The organism is Paenibacillus xanthanilyticus, from assembly GCF_042682185.1.
Taxonomy (GTDB): Bacteria; Bacillota; Bacilli; order Paenibacillales; family Paenibacillaceae; genus Paenibacillus_Z; species Paenibacillus_Z xanthanilyticus.
Map to the genome: position 1 here is coordinate 3,264,807 of NZ_JBHUHA010000001.1, position 15,404 is coordinate 3,280,210.

Here is a 15,404-nt window from a genome sequence, read left to right on the forward strand (position 1 = left end):
TCAACCTAAGCTAGAACACCAAAACGCGCGCCTGCGAAGGCGCGCGTTTTGGTGTTATCTACCTATCAGAATGCAGGCTGACTCAAGCTACTCCACGGTAACGAAATCCGCATAAATCGCCGAAGTCCCGCTGCCGTTCGCCGCTCCGCCGAACTCGATGCCGATCTCCCGCACGTCGCCCAGATTCGCTTTGCCCGTCAAGGACAGACTTAGCGTCGCACCCGCGGACGTGACGGACACCGCGCCGCCGTCGTACCATTGATAGCCGCTGCCCGTCTTGATGTACAGCTTCGCGGTCATCCCGCTGCCGAACGAGCCCCAGTTCGCCGTAGCGACGCGCGCCTTGAGCAGCGATTTGCCGGACAAGTTGTGCGAAGCGCTCCGATATAGCGAATAGCTCTTCGTCGACGCGCCTAGGTTGATGTCCGCCTTCAGCCCGCTTGCGCCATTCGACCTCCACTCGGCTACGCTCCACGGACCGCCCGTTACGTTGCCGCCCGCCCACGATTGCGTCGAGCCTTCGAAGTCGTACAAGGTCGTGGCGGTGCCGCCTCCGGTGCCGCCCGCCTCGGTAATGGCCGAGAGCGCGATCTCGCCGCGGTTGACCGTCCACGCGTCGTTCAGGAGCGCCGAAGCGTTTTGGTTGCGGTGCGGCGCCCAGCCGTCGTTCCAGGCGAAGAAGTAGACCGTCTTCGGGAAATTCGTCTTGATCGCATTGATCCACTTCGCATAGTCGAACGTCCCTTGCGAGTCGGGACCAATCTCGGTGAACGCGAACGGCTTGCCGAGGGCGACCAGCTCGTCATAGCCGGTTACGCTCGCCGCAGGGTTATCGTCGTACGCATCCAAACCGACGATATCCACGTAGTTCGAGCCCGGGTAATACGCCGTACGGTTGCCCCTGCTGAAGTCCGGCGCGTAAATCCAGATTAAATTATCGAGCCCCTTCGTGACGGTGAAATAATTGTACATCTGGATCCACGCGTTCTTGAACGCCGCCGCGTCCTGATTGCCCCACCAGAACCAATCGCCGTTCATCTCGTGGAACGGCCGCCACAGCACGGTAACGCCAGCGTTCTCCAGATCCTGAAGTCCAGCCGCCGTCTTGTCCAAGTAAGCCCGCCATCTAGCGCCGGTGTCCGTGCTCGCGTTCAGCAGGTCGCCGAAGTTGGCGAGCTTCGTGTTCAGATTGCCTCCGCTTGCGTGGCCAGGACTCGGATAATGGACGTTGACCGTGACCAGTCCGCCTGCTGCGGCATAGGTTTTCAGCCCGCTGTTGCAATCGTAGTTGATCAGCGTCGTCGGGTCCGATGCGCTCGCCCAACCCGCTCCGTAATCGCAGCCGAAAATGCCCGGGTACTGCCCCGTCGCCGTCCGCAGCTCCTCCAGCTGCTGCGTGGAGAAGGTATGTCCGCTATAGCCGCCGAAAAATCCGGATACCGTTTTATTCGCCGTTCGATTCGGCAAATGCGCGAGCCAGTTCAGCGTATCCTTCGTCTTCTGGCTGGCATTCGCGTTAACAGTCCCGACCGTGTGCGCGTTCGCGCTTGCGATGACGCTCATCCCGAGCAAAAATACCATGACATACGGCAGCCACTTTCTCTTCATCATCTTCATCTCCTCTGCGTATTCGAATCGTTGCCTTCTAAACCCGATACTTAGCTGCCCTCCTTTCCCATGCGGTCGCCGATTAATGTATGCGCTTTCGTGATGTTGAACCCATTATAATGGCTTCGCCAAAAGCGCAGCTAGAGGACTGTTTTTACTTCCGATTGCCTGCGAACAGGGTTGTGTTTACCTTTGTTGACGGGTAATAGGCTTGAATTGTCCTGAGGCCTGTCTTCACCGAACGCAAAAAACGCCCGGCGTCCGTCTCCGGACACCGGGCATTGCTTAATCAGCGGGACAGCGGAGTCTAATCCTCGTCATCCTCTGCCAGGATTCGTTTCATCTCCAAGTAAAGCTCCGTCTGCCGGTCGCGTTCGCGGCTCTTCTCCTTCAGCCGCTCGATCGCGGGCAGAATGAGAATATCGACTTCCTTCTGAACCGTGGCCGACAGATCGTACCGACTCTGCGACTCCAGGAACGAGCCGACCTCCATCAGCGCATTATACCGGTCCAGCTCATCCCGGGTCAGCAAGCCGCGTACTTGCACGCTGCAGTGGCGCATTAGAAGAACTTCCCTTTGCGCAGCACGAGCGGGATGCCGCCGATGATGAACAAATAGCGAAGGTCGATCAGCTTCTTCAGCCAAGCGGCCACGCGGCCCTTGTACGTCTTGCCGAACGCCAGGCCGATCGCCTCGCCCTTGCCGAGGGAAGCAACGGTGCCTTTGTTCTTGAATTCGAATTTGCGCAGCGGCTGGTTGCGGATCGAAGCGACCAGATTATGCGCGCACGTGACGCCTTGCTGCATCGCGATCTGCGCGGTAGGCGGGTATGGGCGCCCTTCCGGATTCAGGATGAGCGAGTTGTCGCCGACGATGTAGATGTTCTCGTTGCTCGGCGCGCGGAGGAATTCGTCCACCTTCACGCGGCCGCGCATCGTCTCGAATCCGGCCTCGTCGATGAGACGATTGCCGCGCACGCCTGCGGCCCAGATAACCGTCGCGGAGCGGATCTCTTCGCCGTCGCCGACGATAACGCCGTCCGGCGTGCATTCCTTGATCGCCGTGCCGATGCGGAACGTGACGCCCTTCTTGGTCAGTACCTGCATCGCGTATTCAACCAGCTCCGGATCGAAGCCCGGCAGCGCGGACGGCGCCGCCTCGACGTTGACGATCCGCACGAGCTGCGGGTCGACGTCGAACTGCTTGCACAGCTCCGGCACGCGGTCGGCCAGCTCACCCACGAACTCGATGCCGGTGAAGCCCGCGCCGCCCACGACGAACGTCAAGTAGTCCGTACGGTGCGGCTCCCGCTTGTAGCGGGCGAATTGGTACTCGATATGCTCGCGGATCAGACGGACCGAGTTGATGCTGCGAATGTTCATCGCGTATTCGCTCATGCCCGGAATGCCGAACGTCTCCGGCTCGCCGCCGACGCCGATGACGAGATAGTCGTAGGAGAGCGTGCCGTCCTCCAGGATGACTTTCTTGTCCTGCGTGCGGATTTGGACGACCGTCGACTTGACGAAATCGATCTTGAATTCGTCGATCAGCTTCGAGATGCTGACGCGCGCGTTCTCGGCTTTGTCCGTGCCGGCGGCCGGCATGTGCAGATGCGTCGTAATATAGTGGTAATCGTGCTTGTTGACCAGCGTCACGTCGGCTTCATTATAGTTCAATTCTTTCTGCAGGCGCAGCGCGGTCAGGATGCCGCCGTAGCCCGCTCCCAGAATGACGATTTTCGGTATGTTGCTCATGTTTAGAATCCCATCCATTCCTATTACTTTATCCTTTGTGAAAAATTACACATATACAGTTGTTTATGGGGTTTCTCTCTGTACGGGAAATTGTAAAATGTCGTCAAAAACCGCATAAAGACGCTATTATACACCCTATATTTAATATCACACATGATACAAATTTTTCAGTTAAGTTTCAAGGGTAAAAATATACGAAAAACTTTAGAATTATATCCAATTTCACAAATTTCATCAACCCCTTCTGAACAACTTCATCGGGGCGTATTGGTAGTATATTCAAGATCGCGGAGGTGTTTAACTTGTACGACAACGCCAATACCAACGGCAATGACAATCATACGGTCGATCTGGCCATTATCGGCGGGGGTCCGGCCGGCATGTTCGCCGCCTTCTATGGCGGCATGCGGCAAGCTTCGGTGAAGCTGATCGACAGCATGCCCGAACTAGGCGGCCAGCTGGCGGCCCTTTATCCCGAGAAGTACATTTACGACGTCGCGGGCTTCCCGAAAGTGACCGCCCGGGAGCTCGTCGACCGGCTCAAGGCGCAGCTGGGGCACTTCCGCCCCGAGGTCTGCCTGGAAGAGAAGGTGCTGGATGTGATCAAACACGGAGAGCGTCAATTCGAAATCCGGACCGACCGCGGCATCCACCGCGCCAAAGCGGTGATCGTGACGGCGGGGGTCGGCGCGTTCGAGCCGCGCCGCCTTGAGCTTGCCGAGGCGGTCCGGTTCGAGGGGCGCGGCTTGCATTATTATGTTCAGGAGGCCAGCCGGTTCCAAGGCAAGCGTGTGCTCATCAGCGGCGGCGGCGATTCGGCCGTCGACTGGTCGCTCATGCTGGAGCCGATCGCGGCCAGCGTGACGCTTATCCACCGCCGCGATAAATTCCGCGCGCACGAGCACAGCGTCGAGCTGCTCAAGCAATCGAGCGTACGCGTGATGACGCCTTGCGAGATTGCCGCCCTGCATGGCAAGGACGCGATCGAACGCGTTGTTCTGCGGGACGTCAAGACGGGCGAGACGACCGAGCTTGAGGCAGACGCCGTCATCGTCAGCTTCGGCTTCGTCTCCTCGCTCGGCCCGATCGCCGAGTGGGGCATCGCGATCGAAAGCGGGTCTATCGTCGTCGATTCCCGGATGGAAACAAGCGTCCCCGGCATCTTCGCCGCGGGCGATATTACCGCGTATCCCGGCAAGTTGAAGCTGATTGCCGTCGGCTTCGGCGAAGCGCCCACCGCGGTTAATAACGCCAAGGTATATATCGATCCGACGGCCAAGCTTTCGCCCGGCCATAGCAGCAGCATGAAATTATAAATGAAGGAAAACGAAAGAGGGTATCCTACCGCTTGGGCGCCGCATCCCGAAGAGGCGGCTGAACAAGGAGGATACCCTTTATGTTATGTCCGGTATGCAATGGTCTGGAATCCTTATTTGCGCTATGCCGCTCATGCGGCCAGCCTGCTGCGGACTGCGGACGGCTCTCGGATTATGTCGGTCCGTATTCGCCGTACGAGCCAGATCCCCACTTGCATGACACCGATGCGGTGGCAACCAGCGTCTTCTCCTCGGAGTTAACTTGCAAACATCTCGTTAGCTGCCCCGTATGCGGAATGAGCGAGGAGACGGCAGTTAAGCAATGGCGTGCAAGCGAGCCTTGATTCTAGCGTACCGAGTGCATTCGCTAGCGGTTGTATCTCTAGGCGGTAATTCGATGCAAGTTGTCCGGGTTGATCTGCCTGCGCTTGATTTCGGCAGCGAGCAGTTGGATAAATTCGGGCTCCAGGTTGAACTGCATGGCCGCTTGATAAGCATCCATGAGCAGCTCGTCAGACAGAATCTCCATGGTTCCACACTCCCTTCCTGTTTCTTCCTGACCCATCTTAGCATGTCCCCAAAAGTAGAACAAGCGTTCGAGATATCCACAGTTACATGTGGACAGCATGTGTGTATATTGTGGGTATTAGAGGAAAAAACAGGAATGGCAATGAGGATAATGTGGATACGGTTATGCACAGCTGTGGAGGATCATTTTCCAATAAAAAACTTTAATGAATATTTCTTAGCCTATTAACGTAATCTATTGACCTCTCTTATTGCGGCCTCGTATTGACCTCGAAAATCCAGAGCTTCCCGCGCTGGTCGATGCCGAAATCGAAGCCAAGCTGACCGAGGCCGGGGAAGCGCGTCTCCAGCACCTCCGTGCCCAGCCGGGTCAGCTCGCGCATCTTCTGTTTCTTGCCGGCCACGGCCGCTGCGGAGAACGAACGGCGGATCCCTTCGGAGCCGGATAGCAGCTGCCCGCCCCGGCACAGATTCGTCACGAACAACCCGGGCTTGGCCCATCTGCCCACGATCGCCCTGATCTGCCAAGCCCCATTCTCCTTCACATGTTTCACCCGGTAATCGACCGGCCTTCCTTGGATCGTCGCCAGCCGAATGCCCTTCTGGATCAAATAACGCCGCCCTTTGCGCATCCGGTCCAGCGAACGGTACATCTCGCCGAACGACGCAAAATGCTTCTTCTTGGTGTAGTAGGTATACGCGTAACCGCTTCCGCTCTTGGTGACCTTGATGACGCCGTGTCCGCCCGCGCCTTTGACCGGCTTCACGACGACCATGCCGTGCGCGGCGAGCATGCTCCTCAGGTTAGCCTCCGTTAGCAGACGCGTCGGCGGGATATGCGGCGCGATCCGCGGATGCGACAACAGCGCCGCCGTTTTGTCCCATTTGCTGGCCAGCTGTCTTCCGAGCTCTTCCATCTCACTCGCTCCTCCCGTCTGTTGACATGGAATAGCATATGCCGCGGAGATAGGAATCTCTTGGATGATTGCCATCGGCAACCCGCCTGATTCGAAAGGTTGGTAGAGTCGTCTGCCTGCGAAGCGGCGTTAAACCGCGGCTTTGAGCATGTTGGTCATGTACGTCCGGTAGGCGACCATGAAGTAGACGGACTGCATGATGATATAGATGGCAATCACGATGCCGGCATAGAGATAGATTTGGCCGCTCAATAGATTATCCAGCGCTATCATCGCGAACAGCGTATGCAGGATGCCGACGGCCACCGGCACGTAGAAGATGACGGATACCTGCGCCAGGACGACCCGCCGGATTTCGCCGGCCGTCATGCCGATGCGCGTGAGCGCCCTGAATTGCGCTTCGTCGTCCTTCATCTCCGTGAACAGCTTGAAGTACAGCATGCTGCCGGAAGCGATGAAGAAGAGCAGGCTGACGAACAAGCCGACGAACAGCGTGAGGGAGCTCGTTTCCTTGATGGACAGGTAGCCTTCCACCCGGTTGGTCATGGCCTGATGGCGCATCTCCTCCGGAATGGCGGCCTTCACTTTCTGCATCGTGGCGAGCGCCTCTTCCCATTGTTCCAGCTCCACGCCGTAGCTGACGACCTGCTGCTCCGGCGGCGTCCGCGCGAGCTGCGACTCGTACGTCTTGTCGTCCACCACCAGTAAATACGTGTAGATGCCCACCGGTGTCAGCACGGCTCCCGCCCGCGTCGGCTCCAGGTCGAACGTCATCCAGCTGCCGTTCAGCTTCGCTTCGATCGCCTTCCCCTTGTACAAGCCGGTATCCTTCATCTCGACGTACGGGTACACGAGGAATGCCTTGCCCGCGCCTACGGTCGCTTGGTCGCGCCCGGTCAGCGCGGCGACCCGGTTATATTCCGAGATGCCGATGACCGCCGCGTTGATCTCCCCCACGCCAGGGCGAAACACGCCTCCCTTGGCCCCCCGCATCGCTTCGGTCGCGATGCCGGCCACCTGGATCTCGTAGGCGATCTTCCGCCCGTCGGCGAGCAGGATCTGCCTCAATTTGTCCGGTTCGATGACCTCGTGGACGTTCCGCCCCTTCTCCACGTAGCCGATTGTATGCGGGGCATGCGACATGAGCTGCGCGCGGCCGTTCTCTTTGAAGACATACAAGGTTCCCGCTGCGGTCATAATGACGGCGCTTAGAATCGTCACCATGAACAGGATGCGGGCGTTATCCTTCAGCTTGAACGCCATCTGGGCGAGCGCGATCATGTTCGTGCGATTGTAGAAGATGCCCTTGTTCCGCTTCAACAGGCGCAGGATGGCCACGCTGCTCTGCGTGAATAGGAAGTAGGTGCCGACCAACACGAGCGACAGAATCGGCAGCGTCAGCATGAGGAACGTTCCCATGTTCATGAGCACGGCCAGCGCGTAACCGCCGGCCAGCGAGGCTAAGCCCAGCGCCGCGAGCCAGACGCTGAACGCCGGCTCCTTCTTCGGCTTGCTCGCCTCTTTGAGCAAATCGACGATCTCCGTCCGGCCGACCCGCAGCGCGCCGATCCAATTGAGCGCATTGAACAGGAGCAGGAAGCCGCCGACGGTGAGCGCCACCGCCTTCATCGGCACGAAGAACCGGATCGGATTCTCGACGCCGAGCAGCAGCGCCATCGCCATGAAGAACAGCTTGCTGAGCAGAATGCCGATGCCGATGCCCGCCGCGATCGCGAGCAGGGCGATGAACAGGCTCTCCAGCATGAGCATCCGCCGCAGCTGGGGGCGGGTCATGCCGAATAGGGCATACAGGCCGAACTCTTTTTTGCGCGTCTTCAGGAAGGCCGAGTTGGCGTACAGCACGAAGAAGAACGAAAAGACGACGACGATGTATTCGCACGCCTCCATCCCTTTGCGCACCTTCTCCGCCTGCTCGATATGGCCGTTAATGACGTCCGGGTGGAACAGGAACGCGCCGTACATATAGAAGACGAGCACGGAGAACACGCTGCTCAGGAAGAAGGCGCCGTAGGCGCGCCAATTGCCGCGGATGCTGCTAAGCGCGAGCGAACGGAATGTCATCGAAATTCCCTCCCAACACGCTGAGTCCGTCCAAAATTTGCTGGAAGAACAGCTGGCGGCTCGATCCGCGGCGAATCTCGGAGAACAATCGGCCGTCCTTGATGAACACGATGCGCTCGCAGTAACTGGCCGCGAACGGGTCGTGCGTCACCATCGCGATCGTCGCCGCGAAGCGCTCGTTCATCTGCTTGAGCGATTCCATGACGTCCTTCGCCGCCTTGGAGTCGAGGTTGCCGGTCAGCTCGTCGGCCAGCAGAATCGACGGCTTGTGGATCATCGCCCGCGCGATCGCCGCCCGCTGCTTCTGCCCGCCGGATACCTCGTAGGTGCGTTTGTTCAGAATCGGGGCAATGCCCAGCAGCTCCGCGAATGGCGTAAGACGCGCTTCGATCTCTTTCACCGGCGTGCCCTCGAGCACGAGCGGCAGCACGATGTTCTCCTTGATCGACAGCGTATCGAGCAGGTTAAAGTCCTGAAAGACGAAGCCGAGCTCCCGCCTGCGGAACAGCGCCAGCTGCTTCTCGTGCAGACGGACCGGCTCTGTGCCGTTGATCCAGATGCTGCCCGAGGTCGGCTTGTCGATCGTCGCCAGCAGGTTCAGCAGCGTCGTCTTCCCGCTGCCAGACGGTCCCATAATGCCGACGAATTCCCCTGCTCCCACTTCGAGGTCGATGTCTTCCAGCGCCTTGTAAGCGACGCTGCCTTTGCTCGCGTAAGTCTTGCACAGCGCTTGTGTGCGTAATACGGTCATGACCCATTCCTTCCCTTCGCTTGGTTCTTATGGGACCAGTATACCGCCAGGGAAGCCGTCCCCCTCATCGAATCAGCTTGCAAACGGCAGGCGAAACCTTACAATATTGTCACCTCTCCTCGATACGGTGCAAGGTTCGCGAACGGAAGGCGATCGTAACGGCCGTGCCGCTTCCTTGCTCGGATTCGGCCGTTATGGCGTGTCCCAGCTTCCGGCAGACCAGCTTGGCCAAGTACAGCCCCATGCCGGTCGATTCCCCGACGATCCGACCGTTCTCCCCCGTGAAGAACGGATCGAACACGCGGGGCAGCTCGTGGGCGGGGATGCCGATGCCTTCGTCGCGCACGCCGAGGATTGCCGATCCGTCCGGCTCCTGCGCGATTCGGATATGCAGCCGCTTGGCGCCCGGCTTGGGCGCGCTGTATTTGATCGCGTTCGTCACGAGCTGGCCGATCGCGAACGCCATCCACTTCTCGTCGGTCTCGACCGCAGCGCTTCCTTCGACCTGCGGATAGATCCCGTGCTTGATGCACAGCCGCTTATGACGGTTGACCACCTCCCGCGCCAGCTCCTCCAGACGCACCTTGCGCACGTGCATGTCCAATTCGAATTTGGACAGCCTCGCCGTATACAGCATCAAATCAAGCCCCTGCGTCAGCCGGTCCGCCTCCTCCCGGATGCTGGCGAAGCTGTCGCCCGCTTCCGTCTCCTCCCCGCCTTGCTGGGCGAGCAGGTCGATGACCGATACCGGCGTCTTCATCTGGTGCACCCATTGATGGGTAAAATGCCGATGCAGCTCCTGCTGCCGTCGATAGCGGCCGAGCTCGTCCATATAGGCCTCGTGCTGGCGGGCGATCAGCCGCTGGACGGCGAGCTGGTCGCGTGTAACGCCAGAGCGGATCTGCAGCGCGGCTTCGAGCTTCCCCGCGCGCAGCGCTTCGCCGAGCTCGCGAAAATACGACCGCTGGCGCACATAATCCGCCAGCAGCCAGACGAGCAGGAAGAACAGCGCCAGCACGAACGCATAGACGATGCTCGCCGCGTCCGGCTTCAAGCCTTGGCTCGCGAGGGCAAGCACGAGCGCCGTCTCCGAGAGCGCAAGCGCCAGTAGGAAAGCCGCGATGTACCAGGCCTTGTCCGCCAGATAACGGGCAAACGTCAGCGAGACGTCCGCTGCTGCTTCGAATGGCGTGCCGTGCCCCAATCCGCCACCCGCGTCCTCCTCGGATTCCCGTCCCTCGCGTTCCGTATAGCCGCTCATGATTCGGCTCCCTTCATGTTCAGCTTGTAACCCGCGCCCCGCACCGTCTCGATGACGCCCGGCAGCCCGAGCTCCTCCAGCTTCCGGCGAAGCCGCGTAACGTTGACAGTGAGCGTGTTGTCATCCACGAACTGCACGTCGTCCCACAACGTCTCGAGCAGCCGTTCCCGGCCGACGACGCGTCCTTCCTGCTTCAGCAGACACTCGGCGAGGAGGCATTCGTTCTTCGTCAGCGCCATCAGCCTTCCCTCCCATTCCAGCTCGCTGCGCGCCGGATGGAGGAGCAGGCCGCCCGCGTGCAGCTCTCCGCCTCCCGGGGTCTGCTGCGCGGGGACGGCGGCATATTCGCCGTATGCCCGGCGCAGCAGGCCCTTGATCTTCGCGAGCAGCAGATCGAGCGGGATCGGCTTGGTCACGTAATCGTCGCCGCCGTTCTCGATCGCCATCACCTGATCCATCTCGCCCGAGCGAGCCGAGACGAAGATAATCGGCGCGCTGGTCACCGTGCGGAATTGCCTGCACCAGTAGTAACCGTCATAGTGCGGCAGATGAATGTCCAGCAGAATGAGATGCGGCCCCCACTCCTCCATTTCCTTCTTCAGCTCCTGCATGCGCGATGCGACGCGCGCTTCGAAGCCGTATTTGACGAGCGACCTGCGCAGCAGCTCGCCGATTTTATCGTCGTCCTCCACGATGAAAATGCGATACATCCCGGTCCTCTCCTCCCGTGCGTGGTTCCGGGCGCCTCGCGCATTCCGCGCGTTCGCCTCGTTGAATTCGTCACCGCTTGTCGAATCTTTATTCTAGCGGCTTTTCCAGCTTCTCTCAATCCCGGCGGCTCGTCGGGCGTCCGGCGAGCCTCTCATAGAGAACCAAAGGGCTTCGCCCCTTCAGATCCCCCTTTTTTCCCTCGCCCCTTCAGATCCCCCTTTCTCCCTCGCCCCTTCCCCCTCCGCCGAGGGGAACTAAAGGGCTTCGCCCTCTGGACTCCCTTTTTCGTGCTTTCACGCTGGTTGGTGGTAGGCGGATGCTTTCGAGTTGGCACGCTTTTGTCCTGGCGGACAAAGCTTCAGTGGGTTTTGAAGTCAGGCCTAAGACATATGCCTGTCAACTATATACCTCGTGTAGCTTCAGCGCGGACGTTTTTCCTTAACCTGACAGCATTGCCCTCAGTGGAGGTGTTGGGGAAGGATCATTTTGGGGAAGGCAACGAAAAAACCGCGGCTGCAACGAGGCAGCCGCGGTCAAATAATGCGATGTCGAAACGAGCTAATACACGAGCGTCAACCGAACCAGTTTGTCGTTCATGGTCGTACGCGCGAACGACTCGTGCGTGTAGCTGTACCGCGTAATGCCCGTCTGGGCCGAGAGCGCCTTCTTCATATCCGAAGCGAGGGTCGCGCCGCGGGTGTAGCGGAGGACCACGGACGTTTCGCCTTGCTCGATCGCGGCGGCGATTTTATCCTTCAGTCCCTGCAAGGTCGTCACCGTGTAGTCTTCGTCCATATACGCAAAGCCCATGCCCAAATAGAGATTGTCATAAAAAGCGGCGCGGCTGGCATCGGTCTGCGCCAACGTCCTCAGGGTGTCGTCGTAGGCCGTGATCGCCTTCGGATAATTCGCCGCCTTCCAGGTGTGGTCGGCCCGCAGCTGGGCATCGGTGACGTTGTAATAATTGTACACGACGCGCCCCTTCACGTCCGGCACCGGATCGTCCCACGTCGTATCCATATGGTACCACTGGCCGCCGAGCTGGATCAGGTTCCACGCATGGGATTGGCCGCGCGAGCTGCCCTCCACGATGCGAACCGGAATGCCGGCCTGCTTCATCATCTCGTACGTCAACAGCGCATAGCCTTGGCAGACGGTCCGGCCTTTGCTCAACCCGTCGAACGCCGAATGCGACACCAGCGTCGTATCGTAGGCGATGTTCGTCACGATCCAGTCGTGAATCGCTTTTGCTTTCTGATGATCGTTCATCCCGGTCGTCAAAATAGCGTCCAGCGCCTGCGCGACTTTCTGCTTCACCTGCTTGGTCTGGGCGAGCGATTCCCAGTAGGTGAATTTCACGGTTATTTTGGCGCTCGTGCCGGAGATGACGGCCGAGGTCGCGTAGCTTTTCACGATATAATGCAAATAATCATCCGACGCCAGCGCGGCGTCGAGGGCCCGATTCAAATCGTTCTTGAGCGCGGTCTTCGTGCCCGTATAGGACAGGGTAACCGTGCTTGCCCGTTTCTCGATCGCCGCCACGAGCGTTCCGCTCATTTTGGCTTGGACGGCCGTCGCTTGCACCGCGGCTGCTTCTGCAGCCCGAACCGGTCCGAGCACGGTCGCCGCGGGCGCGGCGCCCAGCAGCATTGCCGCCGCCAGCATGCCTTTGATCAACTTCATCTGCCGCTCCTCCTCGCATCATGTCTTAGGGTGTCTCTCTCATTCTAGCATCAATCGGCGGATTTGGGCGCATCGACCGGCTGCCAATTATTCGCGAAAGCTTGCCCGCGCCCTTCGTTTATCCATACGCGCGAAGCACCGGACTAGTACCGTCTTCGCCTGACGTTCACCAAATCGACGTATTTTGCGCAAATGAGGCTGCAAGCGCCGAACCAGGGAACCGTTTCCAACCGAGGAGGACTTATGTTAAAATGAACCAGCTTCAGGGTAAGAGGACATGCAGCAGCCCACCCGCATTTCGATTAATTTGAAGGATGAAGGAGCGTGCGAGAAGGATGAAATACCGCAAGCTTGGCAAGAGAGGACCGGAAATTTCGGTCATCGGCTTCGGATCATGGGCCATCGACGGAAGCGGCTGGGCGAGCGCTTGGGGCGAGCAGGACGATGCGCTGTCGATCGAAAGCGTGCGCGCCGCCCTCGACGCAGGCGTGACGTTCTACGACACGGCCGCCGTCTACGGGCTCGGCCATTCCGAGGAAGTGCTCGGCAAGGCGCTCGGAAGCGACCGTCCGAACGCGATCGTCGCTACCAAATGCGGCCTCGTCTGGGACGAAGCCGGCGCGATCACGCGCAGCGGCGTCTACGAATCGATTCTCCGCGAGGCGGAAGCCTCGCTGCGCCGCTTGGGCACCGACTATATCGACCTCTACCAAATGCACTGGCCGGCCGAAGACGCGCCGCAGGAAGAGACGATGCGCGCGCTCGAAAAGCTCGTGCAGGACGGCAAGGTCCGCTATATCGGCGTCTCCAACTACAATATTGAGCAGCTGGAACGGTCGCTCGCGGTCGCCCATGTCGACTCGCTGCAGCCGCCTTATTCGATCCTCCGCCCTGCAGTGGAAGCCCAACTGCTCCCGTTCTGCCAGCACAAGGGCATCGGCGTCGTGGCCTATAGTCCGCTCACGTCCGGGCTGCTATCGGGGAATTACACGTACGACACCAAATTCAGCGACGACGACTGGCGCTCCCGCAACAAAGCCCACACGGGCGAGGGTCTCCGGCAGAACGTCGACAAAGCCGAACGGCTGAAGGCAATCGCCGAACGGCACGGCTTGACGCTCCCGCAGCTCGCGGTCGCCTACGTACTCGCTCACCCGGCGCTCACCAGCGCCATCGTCGGCGTACGCAAGCCGTCGCATATTACGAGCGTGCTGCCCGCCGCAGACGTCACGCTGGACGACGCCACGCTCGTCGAGATTCGCGGCATCGCGGCGGAGTAAGCGCGAGTTGACGCTACTCCGAAGCCATGCGGTTCAACAAATCTCATAGAGCCGACCTATGCTTAGCTGGTCAGCCATGCCAAAAAACCGCCGGGAGCAATGCGATCCCCGGCGGTTTTCGTTCGCGCCCTTCGCCTCGAAAAAGATGGCTGCTCGTTCGCGCTTTAGTCGGTCTCTAGCCCTCCCGCATCGCGCGCGCCATCTCCTGCAGCGCAAGCGTCGTGCGCCAGTTGCGCGTCGTGACGGTATGGCGAAGCTTGGCCAAATTGTCCGCCAGCTTCGATGCTGACATGCGCTGACGCAGCAGCAGATAGAGCTCCCGCCCGACGACGCGGTAGTCGTCCATCACGTTGCCGGGGTCGAGCTTGCGCGCGATCTCTTCCGGTCCCGGCGCGTCGTCCGCGAGCAGCGACATCTGGATGCTCTCCTCTTCGCCAAGGCTCGCCGCGTCGTACGGACAGTCGCGGATAATCGCGTCCCACTCCACGGCCGTGCGGACCATGACCCTGACGCGAAAGCCGAACCGGCTCTCGATCGCATCCTCGATACGGCCCGCAAGCGCGGCCGCATCTCCCGCTTCCGCCTCGAAGACGACGTTGCCGCTCTGGATATACGTTTGCGCGCGGCCGTGTCCCATCGAGTGAAACAGCGTCCGAAGCTCGGCCATCGGGATTTTGTTGTGGCCGCTGACGTTGATGCCGCGCAGCAGCGCGATATAGATCTGCATGAGGAGCCCTCATTTCCTTTTTGCACCAGTATAGCATGTCGGACAGCACTCAGCCTGTCCGCCCGGCGCGCTGACCGCGATTACTCAGCAACACCAACGAAACGCCGGCATGAGAGGCCTCAGTATGAGCTGGTCCATCTCGTACGCAAAAGCCGCCTTCGATAGAGGTTCTCTCTCCGTGAAGACGGCTATCATCCATACCGTGTACCTTCAGAAATTAATTCAACCAGGTCGTCTTCGCCGCCGCATCCGTCCGCTTCGTCTCCGGCGTCTCCTCCGCCGGGTAGCCGACGAATAGCGTCCCGATCACTTTGCGGCCTTCCGGCGCGCCGATCAGCGCGTGCATGCCGCCGTCGTGCACGAGGCCGATGCCGCGCGTGCGCCATACGAGACCCAGCCCCAGCTCGGAAGCGGCCAGCCACATGCCGTGGATCGCGCAAGCCGCGGCGTATTCATTATCGCGCGTCGCCGCCGGGTCGCCTTCCACGATGTCGGCGGTGACCGCGATGGCAACCGGCGTCCCGAGCAGCACCTTCATCGATTCCTCCACAAGCTTCGGCTTCGCGGGGAATCGCGCCTGCAGGTAGGCCGCGGCCGCTTCCTCGTAACGACGCTTCGATTCGCCTCGCAGGACGTAGAAATGCCACGGTTCGCGCAGCCGGTCGTTGGGCGCCCACACGGCGGCCTCCAGCAGCGCGCGGATTTTCGCTTCTTCCACCTCGGAAGGCAGCAGCTGCCTCACCGCCCGCCGCTTGCGCAGCGCGGTTGTAATGGACATAGGGATT

14 protein-coding genes are annotated in these 15,404 nt (G+C 60.0%); 2 read left to right on the top strand and 12 right to left on the bottom strand.

What is annotated here, in order from left to right; genetic code table 11:
- Positions 1–87 precede the first annotated feature (87 nt).
- The 3 genes from ACFSKT_RS13925 to ACFSKT_RS13935 form a co-directional block, all read right to left on the bottom strand.
- Positions 88–1,611, bottom strand: coding sequence for a glycosyl hydrolase (locus ACFSKT_RS13925; RefSeq protein WP_377721593.1), 1,524 nt, complete (start codon positions 1,609–1,611; stop codon positions 88–90).
- Between the two features lie 304 nt (positions 1,612–1,915).
- Entirely contained in the window at positions 1,916–2,170 is a 255-nt protein-coding gene (locus tag ACFSKT_RS13930; protein ID WP_377721594.1) for a hypothetical protein, read from the bottom strand.
- Entirely contained in the window at positions 2,170–3,363 is a 1,194-nt protein-coding gene (locus ACFSKT_RS13935; RefSeq protein WP_148931961.1) for an NAD(P)/FAD-dependent oxidoreductase, read from the bottom strand. The genes ACFSKT_RS13930 and ACFSKT_RS13935 overlap by 1 nt, the downstream gene beginning before the upstream one ends.
- A 302-nt stretch (positions 3,364–3,665) precedes the next feature.
- Between ACFSKT_RS13935 and ACFSKT_RS13940 the strand changes: the two genes are divergently transcribed.
- A complete protein-coding gene (locus ACFSKT_RS13940; RefSeq protein ID WP_377721595.1) occupies positions 3,666–4,679 on the top strand; it encodes an NAD(P)/FAD-dependent oxidoreductase in 1,014 nt (337 codons plus the stop codon).
- Positions 4,680–5,061: 382 nt separating this feature from the next.
- On the opposite strand, the gene sda is transcribed toward ACFSKT_RS13940, so the two are convergent.
- From sda to ACFSKT_RS13975, 7 genes are all read right to left on the bottom strand, one after another.
- Complete coding sequence (sda, locus tag ACFSKT_RS13945) at positions 5,062–5,208, bottom strand: sporulation histidine kinase inhibitor Sda (RefSeq protein ID WP_377721596.1); 147 nt, start codon at positions 5,206–5,208, stop codon at positions 5,062–5,064.
- Positions 5,209–5,455: 247 nt separating this feature from the next.
- On the bottom strand, positions 5,456–6,124 hold the full coding sequence (locus ACFSKT_RS13950) for a YheC/YheD family protein (RefSeq protein WP_377721597.1): 669 nt from the start codon (positions 6,122–6,124) through the stop codon (positions 5,456–5,458).
- Positions 6,125–6,253: 129 nt separating this feature from the next.
- The gene (locus ACFSKT_RS13955; RefSeq protein ID WP_377721598.1) at positions 6,254–8,206 is read right to left on the bottom strand and encodes an FtsX-like permease family protein; all 1,953 of its coding nucleotides are present in this window, start codon (positions 8,204–8,206) and stop codon (positions 6,254–6,256) included.
- Positions 8,181–8,957: an ABC transporter ATP-binding protein gene (locus ACFSKT_RS13960; RefSeq protein WP_377721599.1), complete on the bottom strand. Its 777-nt coding sequence runs from the start codon at positions 8,955–8,957 to the stop codon at positions 8,181–8,183. The genes ACFSKT_RS13955 and ACFSKT_RS13960 overlap by 26 nt, the downstream gene beginning before the upstream one ends.
- 109 nt (positions 8,958–9,066) lie before the next feature.
- Entirely contained in the window at positions 9,067–10,218 is a 1,152-nt protein-coding gene (locus ACFSKT_RS13965) for a sensor histidine kinase (RefSeq protein ID WP_377721600.1), read from the bottom strand.
- Complete coding sequence (locus tag ACFSKT_RS13970) at positions 10,215–10,928, bottom strand: response regulator transcription factor (RefSeq protein WP_377721601.1); 714 nt, start codon at positions 10,926–10,928, stop codon at positions 10,215–10,217. The genes ACFSKT_RS13965 and ACFSKT_RS13970 overlap by 4 nt, the downstream gene beginning before the upstream one ends.
- A 559-nt stretch (positions 10,929–11,487) precedes the next feature.
- Positions 11,488–12,612: a transglutaminase domain-containing protein gene (locus ACFSKT_RS13975; RefSeq protein ID WP_377721602.1), complete on the bottom strand. Its 1,125-nt coding sequence runs from the start codon at positions 12,610–12,612 to the stop codon at positions 11,488–11,490.
- A 335-nt stretch (positions 12,613–12,947) separates the two neighbouring features.
- Between ACFSKT_RS13975 and ACFSKT_RS13980 the strand changes: the two genes are divergently transcribed.
- Positions 12,948–13,892, top strand: a complete 945-nt coding sequence (locus ACFSKT_RS13980) for an aldo/keto reductase (RefSeq protein WP_377721603.1) — start codon at positions 12,948–12,950, stop codon at positions 13,890–13,892.
- Positions 13,893–14,067: 175 nt separating this feature from the next.
- Here the strand turns inward: ACFSKT_RS13980 and ACFSKT_RS13985 are convergent, their stop codons facing one another.
- Together ACFSKT_RS13985 and ACFSKT_RS13990 are read right to left on the bottom strand one after the other, a co-directional pair.
- Complete coding sequence (locus tag ACFSKT_RS13985) at positions 14,068–14,619, bottom strand: DUF1697 domain-containing protein (RefSeq protein WP_377721604.1); 552 nt, start codon at positions 14,617–14,619, stop codon at positions 14,068–14,070.
- Between the two features lie 217 nt (positions 14,620–14,836).
- Positions 14,837–15,397 carry a nitroreductase family protein gene (locus ACFSKT_RS13990; RefSeq protein WP_377721605.1) on the bottom strand — a complete coding sequence of 187 codons (561 nt, stop codon included), beginning with the start codon at positions 15,395–15,397 and terminating at the stop codon, positions 14,837–14,839.
- Between the last annotated feature and the right edge of the window lie 7 nt (positions 15,398–15,404).